Origin of the sequence: Desulfurivibrio modestus, from assembly GCF_044068625.1 — a bacterium.
Classification (GTDB): Bacteria; Desulfobacterota; Desulfobulbia; order Desulfobulbales; family Desulfurivibrionaceae; genus Desulfurivibrio.
This window is the reverse complement of the sequence record NZ_JBIPKH010000003.1, coordinates 189,180-209,670: the sequence shown is the minus strand read 5'-3', so window position 1 is coordinate 209,670 and position 20,491 is coordinate 189,180. Positions and strand designations below refer to the sequence as shown.

The following is a 20,491-nucleotide window of genomic DNA, read 5'->3' as shown; positions in this document are numbered from 1 at the left end:
GCGGCTGATCCTGGAAGGTGACGAAAGATGATAAAGCAGCAAATCACGACCTGGCCGGGCCGGCCCTACCCCCTGGGGGCTACCTGGGATGGGCTGGGGGTCAACTTTTCCCTCTTTTCGGAAAATGCCAGTAAGGTTGAATTATGCCTCTTTGACCCGCAGGGACGACAGCTCCACGCCATCAACCTGCGGGAGCAGACCGACCAGGTCTGGCACTGCTACCTCCCCCAGGCCCGGCCCGGCTGGCTGTACGCCTATCGGGCCCATGGCCCTTACGCCCCTGAAAAAGGGCATCGTTTCAACCCGGCCAAGCTGCTGCTGGACCCTTATGCCAAGGATCTGGCCGGCCAGTTACGCTGGCATGATGCCCTGTTCGGCTATCGGGTCGGGGGCTCCAAGGAAGACTTGGGGCTCGATCGGCGGGACAGCGCCCGCTATCTCCCCAAATGCCGAGTGATCGATCCCTCCTTTACCTGGGGCGACGATCGCCCGCCGGCCGTCCCCTGGCATGACACGGTGATTTACGAGCTGCATGTCAAGGGTTTTACCAGCCTGCACCCCCAAATCCCCGAGCATCAGCGGGGCACCTATGCCGCCCTGGCCAGCGAACCGGTAATCGACTATCTGCAACGCCTGGGGATCACGGCGGTGGAGCTACTACCGGTCCACGCCCTGGTGGATGAGCGGCATCTGGTGGAAAAGGGGCTGCGCAACTACTGGGGATATAACAGCATCGGTTTTTTCGCCCCGGATCAGCGCTACAGCGCCGGCAACGGCGTCAACGAGTTCAAGAGCATGGTCAAGGCGTTCCACAACGCCGGGATCGAGGTGATCCTCGACGTGGTGTACAACCATACCGCCGAGGGCAGCCATCTGGGCCCCACCCTCTCCTTCCGGGGCATCGACAACCGGGCTTACTACCGCCTGGAGCCGGACAATCCGCGTTATTACCGGGACTACACCGGCTGCGGCAACACCCTCAACATGCAGCACCCCCGGGTGTTGCAGTTGATCATGGACAGCCTGCGCTACTGGGTGTTGGAGATGCATGTGGACGGTTTCCGCTTCGACCTGGCCTCGGCCCTGGCCCGGGAACTGCATGAGGTGGACCGTTTGGGAGCCTTTTTCGATATCATTCATCAGGATCCGATACTCTCCCAGGTAAAGCTGATCGCCGAGCCCTGGGATCTGGGGGAAGGCGGCTACCAGGTGGGCAATTTCCCGGTGGGTTGGACCGAATGGAACGGCCGCTACCGGGACGAGGTCCGCTCCTACTGGCAAGGAGAGGGGGGAAAGATCGGGGATCTGGCCTACCGGCTCACCGGCTCCAGCGATCTGTACGAACAGGGGGGCCGCAGGCCTTACGCCAGCATCAACTTCGTCACCTGTCACGACGGTTTCACCCTCCGCGACCTGGTAAGCTACAACGACAAGCACAACGAGGCCAACGGCGAGGAGAACCGTGACGGCGAAAGCCACAACCGCAGCTGGAACTGCGGCGCCGAAGGCCCCAGCGACGATCCCGGGATCAACGACCTGCGGGCCCGCCAGCAACGTAACCTGCTGGCCACCCTGCTCCTTTCCCAGGGCGTACCCATGCTGAATGCCGGGGATGAGCTGGGCCGCACCCAGCAGGGCAACAACAACGCTTACTGCCAGGATAACGAGATAAGCTGGCTGAACTGGGAGCTGACGGAAGAACAGGGCCGCCTGCTGGCCTTCACCCGCCGCCTGATCCTGCTGAACAAGCGGCACCGGGTGTTCCGGCGGCGCCGTTTTTTTCAGGGCCGCCAGCTGAAAGGCTCCGGGATCAAGGATATCGTCTGGCTGACTCCATCCGGCAGCGAGATGAGCGATGAACAGTGGAGTCAGGATTTTGCCCGCTGCCTGGGGCTCTTTCTGGCCGGTCAGGCCATGGCCGAGGAGGATGAGCGAGGACGACCGGTGGTGGATGACTCATTCCTGCTGCTGCTCAACGCCCACCACGAGGAGATCTCTTTCACCCTCCCCGACCTGCCCCCAGCCAAACTCTGGCAGGTGGAAATGGATACCTTCTGGCCCGGCGGCGACGAGCCGGCCTCCGGGCGCTTCCTGCAACCGGGGGAAAGCTTTCCCCTGGCCCCCAGGTCCATGACCCTGCTGGTGGCTCTGCCCCGGCTCAATTCGACCAAACGGGACCTGCCACCCCTGCCCTGACCTGCCGAGGCGGGCCGTCTTACAATTTTGCAATTACCGGAAGGCCGCCAAACCAAAACGTGACAAAATTGCAACTTCGCCCCCCCGGCCTCCGCCAGCCCTCCCTCCCAATCCCCACCAATATCCACCTGTTATAACAGACAAAAAGCTAAAAGCAGTGGTTCTGGCACAGATCGTGTAGTGCTCACCCGCCAAGCCAGCGTCCCGGCACGCACCGCAGCAGTGGTGTCGGTCCTGAAAAATCAATTTCACCACAGGGAGCAGAAAAAATGAAAGTAAAAGGTTATCTTAAGGGAATCGCTTTGGGCCTGATGGGCTGTGGGATCGTCGCCACCGGCGCCATGGCCGCCGATGATGAGGCCTATGCCGAATTTACGGTGGACAGCTACAGCCAGTATATCTGGCGCGGCTACGCCTTCAGCCGCAACAGTGTGGTGGTGCAACCCTCCATGACCATGGGTTGGCGGGGCTTTTCCGCCAATATCTGGGGCAACCTGGACACCGACCCCTGGGGTGGGGAGAAGGCCACCTGGAACGAAACCGATCTCACCCTGGCCTACGACTGGGAGCTGGCCGATTTTGCCTTCAGCACCGGCTACATCTACTACGGCCTGGAGGGCGCGGACGACTCCCAGGAGATCTATCTGGGGGCCACCTACGACACCCTGCTGGAGCCGACCCTCACCGTCTATCGGGATTTCGCCTCCTACCCCGGCTGGTACGTCACCCTGGGCATCGGCCACAGCCTGCCCCTGGGGGGCGACCTGAGCCTGGATCTGGCGGCCCAGGCCAGCTATGTGAACAGTGATGATTACAAGGCCATGCACGACGGCCTGCTCTCCGCCTCCATCTCGGTGCCGGTGGGCGACAATTTCACCATCACCCCGATCATCTCCTACTCCTTTGCCCTCAGCAGCAAAGCCAAGGATGAGTTGCGAGCCGCCAACCTGGCCGCCATCGACAAGGAGAAGTCGGAGTTCGTCTATGGCGGAATTTCGCTGGGCCTGGCCTTCTAAGCCGATCAGGAGAGGCGATTGCGGTAATCTTCGTAGCTGAAGCGGCGGACCACCTCCAGCTGGTCAGCGGCGGGATCGTAGATGGCGATGCTGGGCAGGCGCACCCCGTTGAAGGTGGTGTTCTTGACCATGGTGTAGTGGGCCATATCGCCGAAGATCAGCCGCTGACCAGGTTGGAGGGGCTGGGGAAACGAATAGTCACCGATGATGTCGCCGGCCAGGCAACTCAGGCCCCCCAGGCGGTAGGTATGGGGATACTGGCCCGGCTCACCGGCCCCGAAGAGGTGAGGCCGGTAGGGCATCTCCAGCACATCGGGCATATGGGTGGCCGCCGAAGTGTCGAGGATGGCGATCTTAATCTCGTTTTCAACAATGTCGAGCACGGTGGCCACCAGCACCCCGATATTGAGGGCGATCGCCTCCCCCGGCTCCAGGTAAACCTGGACCCCGTAACGCTGCCGAGCATCGTCGATCAACCGGCAGAGCAGGTCGAGATCATAGTCGGGCCGGGTGATATGGTGGCCGCCGCCCAGGTTGAGCCACTTCATCCCCGCCATGAACTCCCCGAACTTTTCGTGGAAGGCGGCCAGGGTACCGGCTAGGGCGTCGGCATTTTGCTCGCAGAGGGCGTGAAAGTGCAGGCCGCTGATCCCCGCCAGCAGTTCCGGTCGGAACTGTTCCCGGGTGACCCCCAGCCGGGAGTAGCGGCCACAGGGGTTGTAGAGATCGACCTCCACCTCGGAGTACTGGGGGTTGACCCGAATGCCGCAGGAGATGGGACGGGGACAGGCGGCCACCCGCTCCCGGAACTGTTGCCACTGGTTAAAGGAGTTGAAGACCAGATGATCGGCGTAGCCCAGCATCTCGGCGAACTCGTCCTCCCGGTAGGCCGGGCAGTAAACATGAACCTCACCGCCGAACTCCTCGCGGGCCAGCCGGGCCTCATCCAGGGAGCTGGCGGTGGCCCCGGGCAAAACCTGCCGGATCTGACCAAAGAGCCGCCACATGGCAAAGCCCTTGAAGGCCAGGATGATTTTGGCCCCGGTCCGCTGCTGGACCAAATCGAGCTTGGCCAGATTGGCCGCCAGCTTGCCGGTGTCACAGACGTAGCAAGGGCTGGGCGCCCGCCCGGCAAAGGGAAATTCCGCGCTGGTCATGATTAAACCGGCAACTCCCGCACTTCCCAGGGCAAGCCGTGGAGATTGAGCTTTTCCATGAAGGGATCAGGGTCGAGCTGCTCCATATTGAACACCCCGGCCTTTTTCCAGTGACCCTGCAGAATCATCATCGCCCCGATCATCGCCGGCACCCCGGTGGTGTAGGAGATCGCCTGGCTGCCCACCTCACGGTAGCACTCCTCGTGATCGCAGATATTGTAGATGTAGATCTTGCGGGGCTTGCCATCCTTGACCCCTTCCATCACGTTGCCGATACAGGTCTTGCCCTTGGTCCGCGGCCCCAAAGAGGCGGGATCGGGCAGCAGTGCCTTAAGGAACTGGATCGGCACAATCTCGCGACCCTGGAACATTACCGGCTCGATGCCGGTCATCCCCACGTTCTGCAGCACTTCCAGATGTTTGAGGTAGTTGTCGGAAAAGGTCATCCAGAAGCGGATTCTTTTCAATCCCTTGATATTCTTGACCAGGGATTCCAGTTCCTCATGGTACATCAGATAGGCGTTTTTGGGACCGATCTGGGGAAAATCAAAGCTCTGCTTAATGCTCAGCGGCTCGGTCTCCCGCCACTGCCCCTCCTCCCAGTAGCGCCCCTTGGCGGTCACCTCCCGGATATTGATCTCGGGATTGAAGTTGGTGGCAAAGGGATGGCCATGATCGCCGGCGTTGGCATCAAGGATGTCGATGTAATGGATCTCATCGAAATAGTGTTTGGCGGCGTAGGCGGCATAAACGTTGGTCACCCCCGGATCGAAGCCGCTGCCCAGCAGGGCCATCAGGTTTTGGGCCTTGAAGCGGTCATGGTAGGGCCATTGCCAGGAGTAGCTGAACTTGGCCTCGTCGGGGGGTTCATAGTTGGCGGTGTCGAGATAATCGACCCCGCACTCCAGGCAGGCGTCCATAATGGTCAAATCCTGGTAGGGCAAGGCCAGGTTGAGGACCAGCTCCGGCTTGACCCGGTTGATCAGGGCCACCAGCTCCGGCACCCGATCGGCATCGACCCGGGCCACCTCGATCTGACGGCCGGTACGTTCCTTGATCGAGGCGGCAATGGCCTCACATTTGCTCACCGTGCGGCTGGCCAGCACGATCTCCGTGAAAACCTCCGGCACCTGGGCGCATTTATGGGCCACCACGCCGCCCACCCCACCGGCTCCAATAATCAAAACCTTGGCCATTTTATTCCCTCTTCATGCTTGACGGGTTAACTATGGTATGCTAAATAAACCGCTTCGCGGCTTGACCGGTTCGCGAAGGGCCGTTAGCTCAACTGGTAGAGCAACTGACTCTTAATCAGTAGGTTTGGGGTTCGAGCCCCCGACGGCCCACCAGTAAAATCAAGGGGTTACGATTAATTTCGTAACCCCTTTTTTCATGCCCGGAACCTCGGCCCGGCCAAACCCCAACCCGCCGGAGCTAAAAGGCAAATCCGGTCTCCAGAAATGGTCCGCCCACCTTGAAGTCGGCCTCAACCCCACTGGCATCGATCTTGATATCCTGCTGCCGCCAACCGCCGGCCATATAAAGCGGACCATAGGCCTGAACCTTCAGCCGAGCCAGCAGATCGACATAACGGTTGCTGCTGTAAGAGATGGCCCGCCCTTCCAGCTCCAGAGCAAACCGCTTCCCCGGGGTAATCTGCACCCCCACATAAACCATCGGCACCGCCAGGCTGGTACTGTAGGCGTAGCTGTCATTACCCTGCCGCACAACAGCGTCCACCTCAAGAAACCGCACGTTGATCCCCAGATCGACATTGACCGTACCCAGGGTGGCCAAACCCAGCACCGGCACCCCGTAATAGAGGGCCACATCGTAATGATCCAGCTTGGATTCCGAGGTAAAGGGAATATCGGCGGCGAAGGTCCGATCACCAAAGGTGAAGGTGGTGGCCTTGCTGCCGGTCCCGGAAAACTCCATGGGGGTGGCCATCAAGTAAATATTGGGGATAATCAAGGGCATATCGATCTTGACCCGCCCGGTGGGGCGAAATTCCTTGCCGTAGCCGGCATCACGCTCCAGGTCCAGACGGTCCCCGACCCCGACGGCCTCATAGCTGATATAACCCGAGGGATCCTGCCACCAGCCCCCCACCGCCACCTCCAACCCAAGGGCATGGGCGGCTCCAGGCGAAACCAGCAGGGCCAGGGCCAACAAAATTGTACGCAGGTATTTCATGGCTTACTCTCCGTGGTTAACGGGAATCATCGGCGGAGGGCAACAGGGTTACCACCCGATTGCCCCGGGTTTGTTTGGCATCATACAACGCCTTGTCGGCGCAGTCGAGCAGAAGACGGGGATAAGTTCCAGGCCGGGGAGTGGTGGCGGAAACTCCGAAACAGACCGTGAGGTATTCGCTGACTGGGGAGTGGAGATGGGGAATGGCCGCCCCGGCCACCAGGTCCATGGCCCGCTGGGCGATCCTGCCGGCCCCCTCGGCATCGGCCCCCGAGAGAACAAAGACAAACTCCTCGCCACCGAAACGGGCCACCAGATCCCCGGGACGATTGACCGCCTGCTGAAAGAGCGCCGCCACCTGTTTCAACACATCATCGCCCTGGAGATGGCCATAGATATCGTTGTAGAGTTTGAAGAAGTCGATATCGGCCAGGCAGACCGCTATCGACCAGCCATCGCGCTGGCAGCGCCGCCACTCCCGGTCGAGAAACTCATCGAAGCAGCGGCGGTTGGCGATCCCGGTCAGACCATCCACCATGGCCATGCGCCGCAGGCGCTGGTTGGCCTGCTCCAACTCCCGGGTCAAAGCCAGCCGGCGATCCATCTCCTCCTTTAAGCGCAGGGCCGACTTCACCCGGGCGCAGAGCTCCACCCTCTTCACCGGCTTGTGGAGATAGTCCATGGCCCCGATCTCGAACACGGCCCGCAGATTGCTGTCGGTGTTGGCCGCCGTGACCATGATGATGGGGATATCCCGCAGGACCTCCACCCCCTTGAGGCGGCGACAAACCTCAATGCCATCCAGCCCGGGCATGACGATATCCAGCAGGATCAGGTCAAGATCGAGGTGATCCAAAGGCTCCCCGCCCCCATCGGCATCCAGGCCGAAAAAGGCAAAGACCGCAGCGGCTCCGTCCGCTTCGTAAATCGCGCCATAGCCGCAGCCAGCCAGCATTCGCCGCAACAGAATGCGGCTTTCCGGCGCATCATCAACAATCAGTATCGAGCCCTTACCCATTCCGCAACCCTCGTCGCCAACCGCTCAGAACCTCACCATCAAAAAATCAGGAAACCGCGTTTTTTATACCACGCGGCAGAGAAACCCTGTCAAGATAAAGTCGCATCGCCGCCAGGGCGGCCGCGGCCGCCTCCTTGTCCGGCTCTCCGCCGGCCTCCTCCAACTCGGCGGCCAGCGAGCTTAACCGCTCAAAGCCGTAGCCCCCGCCGCTGCCCTTCAGGGTATGGGCCAGCAGCCGGACCTGCTCCCAGTCGTCCCGGCTCAGGGCCGTTTCGATGCCATTCAAATCGTCGGCCACCTTGCGCAGGTAATCGGGAACAAGATCAGTGATAAAATCCTCCACCGCCAAGGTCTCGGGGGCGTCAGCAGTTTTCTTCCCGCCCTTGGTCGGCAAGTAGCGGTTAACCGCCCGCAGAAAATCACCCAGCTTGATCGGCTTGACCAGGTGGGAGTCGCAGCCGGCCTCCCGACTCTTGCGGATATCTTCTTGAAAGGCGTGGGCCGTCAGGGCCAGAATCGGGGTGCGGGGCCGGCCCAGGCGCTCCTCCCAGGCCCGAATGGCCCGGGTGGCCGCATAGCCGTCCATCTCCGGCATCTGGATATCCATCAGCACCAGATCATAGCGGCCATGCATCATCTTTTCCACCGCTTCATAGCCGTTGGCCGCAAGGTCCAGGCGATGGCCGGTCCCTTTCAGGTAGGCGCTGAAGAGTAGTCGGTTATCCGGCGAATCCTCGGCCAGCAGAATATCCAGCCGCCCCGATTCTGACCCGTTGCTCGACTTAAGCTCTTGGGTCGGGGCCGGCTCCCGGCCACCCAAGACCTCCGCCCCTTGAAAGGAGAGGGGCAGTTCCACCGTGAAAATACTGCCCTCCCCCTCCCGGCTGACCAGACCAATCCGCCCCCCCATCAGGTGCACCAGCTTCCGGGAGATCGCCAGTCCCAGGCCGGTGCCGCCATAACGGCGGGTGGTGGAGGAATCGGCCTGGGCAAAATCCTCGAAAACCAACTCCTGTTTCTCCGGGGCGATCCCGATCCCGGTGTCCTTGACCATAAAACGGAAAAGCGCCCATTGGGGATCTTCGAGAGCGGGGGAACCATCCGCCGACAGACAGGCGGTTTCCACGATCACCCGACCCTCTTCGGTGAACTTGATCGCGTTGCCGATCAGGTTCACCAGTACCTGCCGAATCCGGGTGGGATCACCCAGCACCGGACAGGGAGTGGGCCAGGAGGAGCGGCAGACAAACTCCAGCTCTTTCTGGTTGGCCCGCAGGGCCATGATTTCACAAAGCTGCCGCACCAGCCGATCCAGATCAAACTCCACCACCTCCACTTCCAGCTTACCGGCTTCGATCTTGGAGAGATCGAGAATTCCGTTGATCAGATCCAGCAGGTTTTCACCGGCGGCCCGGGAGATCCTCACATAACGGCGCTGATCCGGGTTCAAGCCGGTTTGCTCCAGCAGATCAGCCATCCCCAGAATGGCGGTGAGGGGGGTGCGAATCTCATGACTCATTCCGGCCAAAAACTCACTTTTGGCCCGGGAAGCCCGCTCCGCCTCCTCCTTGGCGACCAGCAGATTGTGCTGGGCCTCCCGCTCCTTGCTGGTATCACGAAAGACAAAAACCGCGCCGATGATCCCGACAAAGCTGACAATGGGAGCCACGGTACAGGCCACCGGACAGGAGGCGCCAATCCGGGAGCGCAACAGGATATGGTTGCCCCAGTCAATGATCTCCCCCTCTTCCAGCACCCGGGCCAAAGGGTTCTCCAGGGGCCGGGCGGTGGCTTCATCCAACAGGTCCAGCACCTCAATAACCGGCTGATTGAGGGCGTCGACCAGATCCCAGCCGGTGAGGCGTTCCGCCACCGGGTTAAGGAAGGCCACCCGACCCTGCTGGTCGGTGGCGATCACCCCGGCCCCCAGGCTTTGCAGAATGGAGGAGAGCCGCCCTTCGCTGTCCCGCAAACGTTGCTCGGTGCGTAAGCGTTCATCGACCTCACGCAGGGAGCCGCCGATCAACCGACTGAGGTAAGACGCCAGCCCCACCCCGGCGAGCAGTGCCACTGCCGCCGTCGGCCAGCGGCCGCCAAAATCCAGCAGTACCGCCAGGGCAATGGCCGCCGCCACCGCCAGGCACGCCAGAAATATTTTGCGGCGAATCGTCATCAGGCCCGGGTAAGGTGGCGATATTTGATCCGGTGGGGCTGATCGGCCTCGGCCCCCAAACGCCGGCGCCGATCCTCCTCGTATTCGGTGTAATTGCCATCGAACCAGACCACCTGGGAATCCCCCTCGAAGGCCAGCATATGGGTGGCGATTCGATCGAGAAACCAGCGGTCATGGCTGATCACCACCGCGCAGCCGGCGAAATTCTCCAACGCCTCCTCCAGGGCCCGCAGGGTGTTGACGTCAAGATCGTTGGTCGGCTCATCCAGCAACAGCACGTTAGCCCCCGATTTCAGCATCCGGGCCAGATGGACCCGGTTGCGCTGGCCGCCGGACATCACCCCCACCTTGCGCTGCTGTTCGCTGCCGGAAAAGTTAAAGCGGGCCACGTAGGCCCGGGAATTGACCTCGCGGTTGCCCAGGGTGATGCTCTCCTGCCCCTCGGTGATCGCCTGCCAGATGGTCTCCTCGGGATCAAGAACGTCCCGACTCTGATCCACCGCCGCCAGCTTCACCGCATCGGCGATACGGATGGTACCGGCATCGGGCTGCTCCTGGCCGGTGATCAGCTTGAAGAGGGTACTCTTGCCGGCCCCGTTGGGGCCGATCACCCCGACAATCCCCCCCGGCGGCAAGGAGAAGGAGAGGTTTTCAAACAGCAGCCGGTCGCCGAAAGACTTGGCCAGCTTGTCGGCCTCGATCACCGTCTTGCCCAACCGGGGGCCGGGGGGAATATAGATCTCCAGATCCTTGGTCCGTTTTTCCCCCTCCTGCCCCAGCAGCTCTTCGTAGGCCTTGATCCGGGACTTGGCCTTGGCGTGCCGCCCCTTGGGACTCATCCTGATCCATTCCAACTCCCGGGCCAGGGTCTTCTGGCGGTCACTCTCCTGCTTCTCCTCCTGGGCCAGCCTTTTACCCTTCTGTTCCAGCCAGGAGGAGTAGTTGCCTTTCCAGGGGATGCCATGGCCCCGATCCAGTTCCAGGATCCAGCCGGCCACATTGTCGAGGAAATAACGGTCATGGGTAACCGCGATCACCGTGCCGGGATATCGCTGGAGGTGATGTTCCAGCCAGGCCACCGTCTCGGCATCGAGATGGTTGGTGGGTTCGTCCAGCAGCAGGATGTCCGGTTTCTGGAGGAGCAGGCGGCAGAGGGCCACCCGCCGCTTCTCCCCGCCGGAAAGGACCTTGACCGGAGTCTCCGAGGGGGGACAACGAAGGGCGTCCATGGCCATCTCCAGCCGGGCGTCGAGGTCCCAGGCATCCAAGGCGTCAAGCTTCTCCTGGACCTGGGCCTGGCGGGCGATCAGCTTGTCCATGGCCGCGTCATCCATCGGTTCGGCGAATTTCAAGTTGATTTCGTTGAATTCGTTGACCAGATCGACGGTTTCCTGCACTCCCTGCTCCACGATCTGACGGACCGTGCAGGAGTCATCCAGGCGCGGCTCCTGGGGGAGGTAGCCCACCGTATAGCCCGGGGAGACATGGGTCTCGCCGTTGAACTCCTTATCCTCGCCGGCCAGAATGCGCAGCAGCGAGGACTTGCCGGAACCGTTCATGCCGAGCACTCCGATCTTGGCCCCGTAGAAGTAGGAGAGGCTGATATCCTTGAGGATCGGCTTCTTGTCGTAGAATTTGCTTACCTTGATCATCGAATAGATAATCTTGTCAGGCTCGTTGCTCATGGAATTATACCCCCTGGATTTGTCTTGGCGGCCAAACACTAAACTAGCCATACTACCCTTGTCTTCTCTCTTTTGGCAAGGGGTAAGCCGGGCAACTTCTTGTTGAAAAAAAATCTCCCCTCAAGCATCCTGAGGCAAACAACTTTCAACGACCAACTACGGATGAGCCAAGAAAAAAACACCATGCGACTGGCCGTGGATCACCAGGCCCGACTGAGCGGCGCCGACCGGGAACTGCTGGCGATCCTCAAGCAGGAGCTAACCCTGGAAAACCCCAAGTATCGGGACGCCCGCAAGTACGGGCGCTGGATCGGCAAACAGCTGCAACCCCGGCTGCAATTTTATCAGGAGAGTTCCGCCGGACTTGAGTTTCCCCGGGGGTTTGCCCGCCGGGCCCTTTTACTCTGCGGGCAAGCCGGAAAACCCGCCCCGGAAATTAATGATCTGCGCCGGCTCTGCCCCCCCATCGACCTCCATTTTCAAGGGGAGTTGCGCCCTTACCAGCAGCAAGCCCTGACCGCCGTCTGCCAGCGGGACTTCGGGGTGCTGGAAGCGGGCACCGGTTCCGGCAAAACGGTGATCGCCTGCGCGGTCTTCGCCGCCCGCCGCCAGCCCACCATCGTCCTGGTCCACACCAAGGAACTGCTCTATCAGTGGGCGGAGCGGATCGAGGAGTTTCTCGCGGTGGAGGCCGGCCTGCTGGGGGATGGCCACCACCGGATCAAACCATTGACCGTGGCCATCGTCAACTCGGCCCGCCGCCGGCTTGACGAATTGACCGAGCGCTTCGGGCAGCTCTGTGTCGATGAGTGCCACCGGGTACCCGCCGCCCTCTTCACCGAGGTGGTAACCCGTTTCGACTGCCGCTACATGCTGGGGCTGTCGGCCACCGCCTTCCGCCGCGACGGCCTGACCAACCTGATCAACTTCTATCTGGGCGACCGGGTCCATCGAATCGACACCGACGATCTCCAGCGCAGCGGGGCGATCCTCAAGGCGGAATTGATTCAGCGCTCCACCTCCTTTCGCTACCCCTATCGCGGCAACTACCAGGCCCTGATCCAGGCCCTTACCGCCGACAAGACCAGAAACCGGCAGATTGCCGAAGATATCGCCCGGGAGGCGGGGGTTTTGCCGCCCATTGCCGCCTCCCGAACGGAACAGGGCGACCGCCAAGGGGAAAACGCCGGGGGGGCCGGCCGGAGCAACGGCACCATCCTGGTGGTCAGCGACCGGGTCCACCATTGCGAGGAGCTGGCGGAGCTGCTCAAGACGCTGGGCGTAGCCGCCCGGGTGCTGACCGGCGCCACCCCCGCCGAGGAGCGGACCGAGCTGGTCAACGCCCTGCAGCGGGGGGAGGTCCGGGTCCTGCTCTCCACCGTCCAGCTGATCGGCGAGGGTTTTGACTGCCCCGGCCTGGACAGCCTCTTTCTGACCACCCCCATCAAGTTCAGCGGTCGCCTGCTCCAGGTGGTGGGCCGCATTCTGCGCCCGGCCGCCGGCAAGCGGCCCAGGGTTTACGATTATGTCGACCCGGTGGGGGTATTGACCCACTCGGCCCGCTCCCGGGCTTTAGCCCTTAATTACTGATATGTCGTGATGGGGAATTTCAAGATGCTGCAACTCTCAACACCGGTGATCGGCATCCTGCGGGGAGTGGAGGAAGATTTCTTCGGCGAGCTGCTGGGGGTGGCTTTTGCCGCCGGCCTGCAGGCCCTGGAGGTGACCAGCAACACTCCGGGAGCCGAGCGCATGGTGGCCCGGTTCCGCCCCGGGGTGGCCGGCAACAAACTGCTGGGCATGGGTACCATCCGCAACCTGGCGGAAGCCCAACGGGCGGTGGCGGCCGGGGCCATGTTTCTGGTCAGTCCCAACTGTGACCGGGAGGTGATCGGTTTCGCCAATGATCAACGGGTGCCGATCATCAGCGGCGCGCTTACCCCCAGCGAAGTTTACCGCGCCTTTGTCGCCGGAGCCGAGATGGTCAAGGTCTTCCCCTGCGGCGCCCTGGGAGGTCCCCGCTATATTGCCGATCTCCGCGGCCCCTTCGAACAGATTCCCCTGGTGGCGGTGGGAGGTGTTACCAGCCACAACGCCGGAGAATACCTGGCGGCCGGGGCGGCGGCGGTGGGGGTCGGCGGCAGCCTATTCGGCACCAGGGCCCTGGCGGAACAGGATCTTACCGCTATTGATGCAAATATCCGGGAGTTTATTGCCCGCCTGCAATCAGCGGGCGGCCGGGAGTTGCATGGTTAACGTATTGAAGTTGCACCACGCTCCGCCATTGGGTATCATTCCCCCGTTTAAGCAGCTGGCGGTTGGACCCAAAGGCCAAACCGTTCGCCCCCTCCCAACTCGGCAACCCACAGGTAAATGCTATGTATCGACCGGAAATCAAGGTAATCGACTGCACCGTCCGCGATGGTGGCCTGATGAACAAATGGCACTTCGACGACAAGTTCGTCCGCAATGTCTACCTGGCCCTCTGTGAGGCCAGGGTGGATTACATGGAGATCGGCTACCTCAGCTCGGAATCGGCCTTCAGCCGGAGTGAAGTCGGCCCCTGGCGTTTTTGCGGCGAGGCCGACCTGCAAAGGGTCTTACTGGGAGAGGAGAAGAGGATCAAGCTGTCGGCCATGGCCGACATCGGCCGGATCGAACAGGAGGATATTCTACCCAAGAGCGAGAGTTCGCTGGATATGATCAGGATTGCCTGCTACGTCCACCAGGTGGACGCGGCCATTGCCCTGGCCCACCACTGCCAGGACAAAGGCTATGAGACCACCATCAACCTGATGGCGGTCTCCACCGTGGGCCCCCGCGACCTCAATGAAGCCCTTGATGACCTGGGTAAAAGCCGGGTGCCGGTGATCTATCTGGTGGACAGCTTCGGGGCCTTCTACTCCGAGGATATCGAGGTGCTGACCAAACAGTACATGGAGCGACTGCCCGGCAAAACCATCGGCATCCACGCCCACAACAACCAACAGCTGGCTTTTGCCAACACCATCACCTCGATCATCAGCGGCATCAACTTCCTGGACGCCACCCTCTACGGGATCGGGCGAGGCGCCGGTAACTGCCCGCTGGAGCTGCTGATCTCCTTCCTCAAAAACCCCAAGTTCAAGGTCCGCCCCCTGATCAAGGTGATCGAGGAGGATATCCTCCCCTGGCGGGAAAAGATCGACTGGGGCTACTTCATCCCTTACATGGTGACCGGGGTGATGAACCAGCACCCGCGCACCGCCATCGCCCACATGGAATCCGATCGCAAAGACAAGGTGCTGGAGTTTTACGACCAAACCACCTCGGCCCTGGAGGGATAAAAAAAGGGCCGCGGAGACGGAACTCCGGGGCCCGGAAGAGCTCTGGTTGGTCCGGAAAAAATCAGCCGGTGGCGGCGGCCTGCTTGCGGGGGGTACCGGCCGGCGCCGGGGAGGAAGCGGCCGGCGACGCCGCCGGACTGGCGGCGGAATCGGCCGAACCGGGCCCCTTCTTGGCCGTGGAGGCAGCGTGGGCGGCAGCCTCCTGCACCTGGGCGTCCCACTCCTCCTTGGGAATGGAGGAACCGGGAACCAGCCGCAGTTCCTTGCTCCGAGACTTGATCTCGCCGCTCAGGGCGGCACCGGATTCCACCTCCAGGTCAGTGGCCTCAACCTTGCCGTTGATCGCCCCCTTGTGGGAAATCTGAAACTTTTTGACGTTGACGTTGCCTTCCACCCGCCCGGAGCAGACAAAGGTATTGACCAGGATGTCGCCAACCACCACCCCAGCTTCACCCAAAATCAGATAATCCCCCCGGACATTGCCCTTGATCCGGCCATCCAACCGCAGCTTGCCCTTGAAGGAGATATCCCCGACCAGCTCCATATCCTGGCCGATCAGGCTGGTCACCGCCACATCCGCGCCTTCCCCCTTATCTTTTCTCCAGAAAGCCATAATCCTTTCACCCACAGTTATTTGATAAGCTGGGAGAGCGGAATCCACCCAACCCGCAGGGACAGCCCCTACCGGACTTCCTGGCCGCGAACCGCCCCGCCACGGGCCGGAACATCTCCGGCCATTACCGAGGCCACCCGCACAAAACGGTAAGGATCGATGGCCTTGCCGTTATACAGGATGGTGTAGTGAAGATGGGGCCCGGTGCTGCGGCCGGTATTGCCCAGCAAGGCGATCTCCTGGCCCCGTAACACCTTCTCGCCGGCCTTGACCAGACTGCGTTGCAGGTGGAGATAGCGGGTCTGAAAGCCGTTGCCGTGGTCGATCTCCAGATAGTTGCCGTTGCCCCGGGTATAGTTACTGGTGGTTACCGTGCCCGCGGCCGGAGCGGCGATCCGGGTGCCGACCCGGTTGTGGATATCCAGACCGTCATGCATGGCCGGGCGGCCGTGAAAGGGATCGGCCCGGCGGCCAAAGGGAGAGGTCAGGGTGCCGGGCACCGGAGTCCCCAAGGGTACCGATTGAATAAAATCGAGGTAGTGGTCGACCTTGAAAGTCAGGTCACCGTAAGATTCGTCGGCCAGGCCGATATAGGGACCACCGGTATTGCTGCGGCCATCACCCGTCTCCAGCTCGATCCCCACCGCACTGAGGATCGACTCGATCACCTCGCTGCGCTGGCGCAACTCCTCCATGGCGGTATCGAGCAGAACCCGCTGCTCCTCCTCCTGGTCGGCGGCCCGGGCCAGCATCTGGCGATGCTTATCCTTCACCGCGGCCAGCTCATACTTCACCGCCGCATTCTGGGCCCGTAAGGTTACATTCTCCACCGATGCCCGCCACCCCACCGCACTGACCAGCAGCAGGGCCACCGTCGCGCAGGCCAGCGCCAGCAGACGCCGCTTCCGAACCGACAGTGATCGGGTCTTTCCTCTTTCACTGGTTACTAAAAAGTGAAGTTTCGCACCCATGCAATCCCCCGATTCTGATTTGATAATCGCGTGAGTATCATAACAGTATCAAATCACCCGAGCCATAAAAAAAAAGAGAAAAAAACCAGCTCCCACTTTCCGTTAGCACGTTTTTCCATTATGATAAACATTAGCTGAAAAAAATGCCGCCGTGACCCAAAGGTCAGGGTCCACCCTTTCCCGCTTCGGCGGTCAACCAGAAGCAATCGCCCACCAGATGAAAAAAAACAGCAACCGCTCCGGCTTCGCCTTTGCCGCCGTGGTCGAACACTATCTTCCCGACCAGGCCGGGGCCCGGGCCCCGGCCGCCGACCAGCACGAGCACCCCTCCCTGGCCGCCAGGTTCAGGAGCTACCCGCCCCCCCAGGAGGAACTGGACCTCCATGGTCTTACCGCCGAGGAGGCGGAAAAGGCCATCCGCCGTTTCGTCGTGCGCTGTCGGGAGATCCGGCTGACCACCCTGCGGATCATCACCGGCAAGGGCTTGCACTCCCCCGGCCAGCCGGTCCTGCCGGGGGTGGCCGAGGCCACCCTGGAGGAGCTGAAAAGGTAGCGGCTGGTGCTGGCTTCCCGCTGGGAGAAAAAGGGGCGGGGCCGGGAAAGTGGAGCTATAATAGCTTATCTGGGACACGGCCATGAACCACCAAATTTAAGGGAAAAAACTCCATGACCACTGCAACTGTAACCTTTTTCACCCCCTATCCCTTTAAAGTTGGACAAAAAATCCGCATCACCGCCGGGCCCCGCCGGGGCGACTGGGAGGTGATGGCCCTTGATGAACAAAAAGTCACCCTGCGGTGCCCGGTCTCCCAGCGCCTGGTTACCTGGGACCATTTTCTGCACCTGAGCGAAACCATAGATAACTGCCCCTGGCCCGCCTGAACGGTCGCCACCTAAGGAGAAAACCAAGATGTCCCCCCAAGACGCACCCCCCACCCAACAGCCTGCGGTGGAGACCAACTGGTACGAACTGACCGCGCAACAGGCGGTCGAGCAACTCAAGGTTGATCCGGCCAGCGGCCTGGACGGTGCGGAATGGCAACAGCGGCGGGAGCGCCACGGGGCCAACATCCTGACCCCGCCCCGCAGAAAGGGGCCGTTGCTGCGCTTTCTCCTCCAGTTTCACAATGTCCTGATCTATGTGCTGCTGGGCGCGGCGGTGGTGACCATGCTGATGCGCCACTGGCTGGATGCCGGGGTGATCTTCGGGGTGGTGGTGGTCAACGCCCTGATCGGCTTTATCCAGGAGGGCAAGGCGGAGCGGGCCCTGGAGGCGATCCGCAACATGCTCTCCCAGCAGGCCATGGTCCTGCGGGAGGGCAAACGGGCCCTGATCCCCGCCGAGGAGCTGGTGCCCGGCGATATCGTTTTCCTGCAATCGGGCGACAAGGTGCCGGCCGACCTGCGGCTGCTTAAGGTGAAGGAGTTGCGGATCGACGAGGCTTCCCTGACCGGCGAATCGATCCCCAGTGAAAAGGCTAGTGAGCCGGTGGCCACCGAGGCGGCCATCGGCGACCGCAGTTCCATGGCCTATTCCGGCACCCTGGTTACCTACGGCCAGGGCACCGGGGTGGTGACCGCCACCGGCGATGAGACCGAACTGGGCCGAATCAACAAAATGCTGGCCGAGGTGCCGCCGCTGGTCACCCGCTTGCTGGTCCAGATGGCCGATTTCGGCCGCAAGCTCACCGTGGCCATCTTTACCCTGGCCGCAATCACCTTTGCCTTCGGCTACCTGCTGAAGGGCTTCAGGGCCGACGAGATGTTTCTGGCCACGGTGGGCCTGGCGGTGGCCGCCATTCCCGAAGGCCTGCCGGCGATCATCACCATCACCCTGGCCCTGGGGGTGCAGGCCATGGCCGGACGCAACGCCATCGTCCGGCGGTTACCGGCGGTGGAGACCCTGGGCTCGGTCACCATTATCTGCTCCGACAAAACCGGCACCCTGACCAAAAACGAGATGACCGTTCAGGAGGTGGTGACCGCCCGCCAGGGTTTCACGATATCCGGGATCGGCTACGCCCCCCGCGGGGTGTTCAGCCTGGAGGGGAATGGTGAAGGCGAGGATATCAACCCCCACGATTTTCCCGCCCTGGCCGAAATCTGCCGGGCGGCCATGCTCTGCAACGATTCCGCGATCGTGCCCGCCGCCGACGACCAGTGGCAGGCCAACGGCGACCCCACCGAGGCGGCCCTGTTGACCATGGCGATGAAAGCGGGCCTGGAAGGGGAAACTTTGCGCGCCCAATACCCCCGCACCGACCTGATCCCCTTCGAATCGGAACACAAATTCATGGCCACCCTCCACCACGATCACCAGGGCCAGGCCATGATCTACCTCAAGGGAGCCCCGGAAGTGGTCCTGAACATGTGCGCCGACCAGTGGCGAGAAGGAGAGCGCCGGGAATTGGACCGGGCCTTCTGGGAAGAACGGATGGAGAAGATTGCCGGGCGGGGCCAGCGTCTCCTGGCCCTGGCGGTGAAAAATCCCGATGGCGGCCAGCGGGAGCTGAATTTTGCCGATGTCAAGGAAGGGATGACCATGCTGGGCCTGGTGGGCATCATCGACCCACCCCGGGAGGAGGCGATCACCGCGGTCAGCCAGTGCCGCACGGCCGGCATCCGGGTCAAGATGATCACCGGCGATCACGCCGTCACCGCCCGGGCCATTGCCAGCCGCATGGGGTTTGCCGCCACCGACCAGGCGGTCACCGGCCAGGAGATCGAGGAGATGGATGACGCCACCCTGCAGCGCCAGGCCCTGGCCGTCGATGTCTTTGCCCGGGTCAGCCCGGAACACAAGCTGCGCCTGGTGCGCCTGCTCCAGGAGTCCGGCGAGGTGGTGGCGATGACCGGCGACGGGGTCAACGACGCCCCGGCCCTCAAACAGGCCGACGTCGGGGTGGCCATGGGAATCAAGGGCACCGAGGTGGCCAAGGAGGCGGCGGAGATCGTACTGACCGACGACAATTTCGCCTCCATCGCCCACGCGGTGGGGGAGGGGCGGACCGTTTACAACAACATCCGCAAGTCGATCACCTTCATTCTGCCCACCAACGGCGGCCAGGCCGGGGTGATCATCGCCGCCGTAATGGCCGGCCAGATCCTGCCCATCACCCCGGTACAGATTCTCTGGGTCAACATGATCACCGCCGTCACCCTGGCCCTGGCCCTGGCCTTTGAACCCGCCGAGCCCGACGTGATGGAACAGCCGCCCCGCGACCCCCGGGAGGGTGTTTTAAACGGCTTTTTGATCTGGCGGGTATTTTTTGTTTCCCTGATCATGGTGGCGGGAGTGTTCAACTTCTTCGTCTGGAAGGTGGAGCAGGGGGTGGAGATCGAGGTGGCTCGGACCACGGCGGTCAACACCCTGATCCTCTTCCAGATCTACTATCTCTTCAACTCCCGCTCCCTGCACCGTCAGATCGACAGCCTTAAACTGTTCCACCAAAACCGTTACGTGCTGATCGCCATCGGGGCAGTCATCTTCCTCCAGGCCCTCTTTACCTACGCCCCCTTCATGCATCGCCTCTTCGGCACCGCTCCGGTCGCCGCCGGCGACTGGCCGCTGATGATCCTGGCCGCCGCCAGCGTCTTCTTCCTGGTGGAGGGGGAAAAATGGCTGCTGCTCCGCTGGCGGGCACGCAGGGAACGTCCCCGGCCCGAATCTTAAGCGGCCCGGGGAAGCTCCCCGGGGTTATCCCAACTGCCGGGGAGCAGGGGGGATACCCCCCAGGCCAGACGGGCATCATCACAACGCTGGTTGGCGCAACCATGGTACCAGGAGGGGGTGAACTCCCGGCAGACCGAGGCCCGCCGCTCATAGCTCTCGCAGCTTACCCGGCCGCCAATGATCCCCAGCAGGGCCACGCAACGGGGACGCGAACCGCTGCTCCCCCGCATCAGCTCCCGGAAGTCGTTCATTTTTTCAGTCAGTTCCACCGGCACTCCGTTGGGGGTGATCAGATCGGTTTCGGCCCAGTAAAAGGAGGCCCGATAGTAGGCGCAGCAAGCGCCGCAACTCAAGCAGGGATTGTTGGTTTCCATATACCGTTTTCCACAAATAAGGGTTGTGCCAGCAAGCGCGACCAGGGCCCACGACCGGCGGCTTATAGCCGAAAAACAGTAAATTATGCGATA

The 20,491-nt window shown here is 61.9% G+C and carries 17 protein-coding genes and 1 tRNA gene; 9 read left to right on the top strand and 9 right to left on the bottom strand.

The window, feature by feature from the left end; genetic code table 11:
- Window positions 1-27 precede the first annotated feature (27 nt).
- Together glgX and ACHHRT_RS03745 are read left to right on the top strand one after the other, a co-directional pair.
- Window positions 28-2,196 (top strand): glycogen debranching protein GlgX, encoded by a 2,169-nt coding sequence (glgX, locus tag ACHHRT_RS03750; protein ID WP_395497830.1) that lies wholly within the window; start codon window positions 28-30, stop codon window positions 2,194-2,196.
- A gap of 269 nt (window positions 2,197-2,465) precedes the next feature.
- Entirely contained in the window at window positions 2,466-3,212 is a 747-nt protein-coding gene (locus ACHHRT_RS03745) for a TorF family putative porin (RefSeq protein ID WP_395497828.1), read from the top strand.
- Between the two features lie 5 nt (window positions 3,213-3,217).
- Here the strand turns inward: ACHHRT_RS03745 and nspC are convergent, their stop codons facing one another.
- Entirely contained in the window at window positions 3,218-4,369 is a 1,152-nt protein-coding gene (gene nspC, locus ACHHRT_RS03740) for a carboxynorspermidine decarboxylase (RefSeq protein WP_395497826.1), read from the bottom strand.
- A gap of 2 nt (window positions 4,370-4,371) precedes the next feature.
- Window positions 4,372-5,565, bottom strand: coding sequence for a saccharopine dehydrogenase family protein (locus tag ACHHRT_RS03735; RefSeq protein ID WP_395497824.1), 1,194 nt, complete (start codon window positions 5,563-5,565; stop codon window positions 4,372-4,374).
- 77 nt (window positions 5,566-5,642) lie between these two features.
- Between ACHHRT_RS03735 and ACHHRT_RS03730 the strand changes: the two genes are divergently transcribed.
- Window positions 5,643-5,718 (top strand) — tRNA-Lys (locus ACHHRT_RS03730).
- 85 nt (window positions 5,719-5,803) lie between these two features.
- Here the strand turns inward: ACHHRT_RS03730 and ACHHRT_RS03725 are convergent.
- The 4 genes from ACHHRT_RS03725 to ettA are packed head-to-tail and all read right to left on the bottom strand — an operon-like array spanning window position 5,804 to window position 11,441.
- Entirely contained in the window at window positions 5,804-6,565 is a 762-nt protein-coding gene (locus ACHHRT_RS03725) for a TIGR04219 family outer membrane beta-barrel protein (RefSeq protein WP_395497822.1), read from the bottom strand.
- A gap of 16 nt (window positions 6,566-6,581) precedes the next feature.
- A complete protein-coding gene (locus ACHHRT_RS03720) occupies window positions 6,582-7,583 on the bottom strand; it encodes a diguanylate cyclase domain-containing protein (protein ID WP_395497820.1) in 1,002 nt (333 codons plus the stop codon).
- A 46-nt stretch (window positions 7,584-7,629) separates the two neighbouring features.
- Complete coding sequence (locus ACHHRT_RS03715) at window positions 7,630-9,756, bottom strand: ATP-binding protein (RefSeq protein WP_395497818.1); 2,127 nt, start codon at window positions 9,754-9,756, stop codon at window positions 7,630-7,632.
- A complete protein-coding gene (ettA, locus tag ACHHRT_RS03710; RefSeq protein WP_395497817.1) occupies window positions 9,756-11,441 on the bottom strand; it encodes an energy-dependent translational throttle protein EttA in 1,686 nt (561 codons plus the stop codon). The genes ACHHRT_RS03715 and ettA overlap by 1 nt, the downstream gene beginning before the upstream one ends.
- A gap of 162 nt (window positions 11,442-11,603) precedes the next feature.
- Between ettA and ACHHRT_RS03705 the strand changes: the two genes are divergently transcribed.
- The 3 genes from ACHHRT_RS03705 to ACHHRT_RS03695 all read left to right on the top strand — a co-directional run bounded on the left by ACHHRT_RS03705 (window position 11,604) and on the right by ACHHRT_RS03695 (window position 14,767).
- A complete protein-coding gene (locus tag ACHHRT_RS03705) occupies window positions 11,604-13,031 on the top strand; it encodes a DEAD/DEAH box helicase (protein ID WP_395497815.1) in 1,428 nt (475 codons plus the stop codon).
- A gap of 9 nt (window positions 13,032-13,040) precedes the next feature.
- Window positions 13,041-13,697 (top strand): bifunctional 4-hydroxy-2-oxoglutarate aldolase/2-dehydro-3-deoxy-phosphogluconate aldolase, encoded by a 657-nt coding sequence (locus ACHHRT_RS03700; protein WP_395497813.1) that lies wholly within the window; start codon window positions 13,041-13,043, stop codon window positions 13,695-13,697.
- Between the two features lie 122 nt (window positions 13,698-13,819).
- Window positions 13,820-14,767 (top strand): aldolase catalytic domain-containing protein, encoded by a 948-nt coding sequence (locus tag ACHHRT_RS03695; protein WP_395497811.1) that lies wholly within the window; start codon window positions 13,820-13,822, stop codon window positions 14,765-14,767.
- A gap of 61 nt (window positions 14,768-14,828) precedes the next feature.
- On the opposite strand, the gene ACHHRT_RS03690 is transcribed toward ACHHRT_RS03695, so the two are convergent.
- Both ACHHRT_RS03690 and ACHHRT_RS03685 read right to left on the bottom strand, forming a co-directional pair.
- Window positions 14,829-15,380 (bottom strand): bactofilin family protein, encoded by a 552-nt coding sequence (locus ACHHRT_RS03690; protein WP_395497809.1) that lies wholly within the window; start codon window positions 15,378-15,380, stop codon window positions 14,829-14,831.
- Between the two features lie 68 nt (window positions 15,381-15,448).
- Entirely contained in the window at window positions 15,449-16,351 is a 903-nt protein-coding gene (locus tag ACHHRT_RS03685) for a M23 family metallopeptidase (protein WP_395497807.1), read from the bottom strand.
- A gap of 217 nt (window positions 16,352-16,568) precedes the next feature.
- Here ACHHRT_RS03685 and ACHHRT_RS03680 point away from each other — a divergent pair, with 217 nt between their 5' ends.
- The 3 genes from ACHHRT_RS03680 to ACHHRT_RS03670 all read left to right on the top strand — a co-directional run bounded on the left by ACHHRT_RS03680 (window position 16,569) and on the right by ACHHRT_RS03670 (window position 20,024).
- Complete coding sequence (locus tag ACHHRT_RS03680; protein WP_395497805.1) at window positions 16,569-16,904, top strand: Smr/MutS family protein; 336 nt, start codon at window positions 16,569-16,571, stop codon at window positions 16,902-16,904.
- A 113-nt stretch (window positions 16,905-17,017) separates the two neighbouring features.
- Window positions 17,018-17,233 carry a hypothetical protein gene (locus ACHHRT_RS03675; RefSeq protein ID WP_395497804.1) on the top strand — a complete coding sequence of 72 codons (216 nt, stop codon included), beginning with the start codon at window positions 17,018-17,020 and terminating at the stop codon, window positions 17,231-17,233.
- Between the two features lie 28 nt (window positions 17,234-17,261).
- On the top strand, window positions 17,262-20,024 hold the full coding sequence (locus tag ACHHRT_RS03670; RefSeq protein ID WP_395497802.1) for a cation-transporting P-type ATPase: 2,763 nt from the start codon (window positions 17,262-17,264) through the stop codon (window positions 20,022-20,024).
- On the opposite strand, the gene ACHHRT_RS03665 is transcribed toward ACHHRT_RS03670, so the two are convergent.
- Window positions 20,021-20,398 carry a YkgJ family cysteine cluster protein gene (locus ACHHRT_RS03665; RefSeq protein ID WP_395497800.1) on the bottom strand — a complete coding sequence of 126 codons (378 nt, stop codon included), beginning with the start codon at window positions 20,396-20,398 and terminating at the stop codon, window positions 20,021-20,023. The two genes, ACHHRT_RS03670 and ACHHRT_RS03665, sit on opposite strands and share 4 nt — an antisense overlap.
- Window positions 20,399-20,491: the final 93 nt, after the last annotated feature.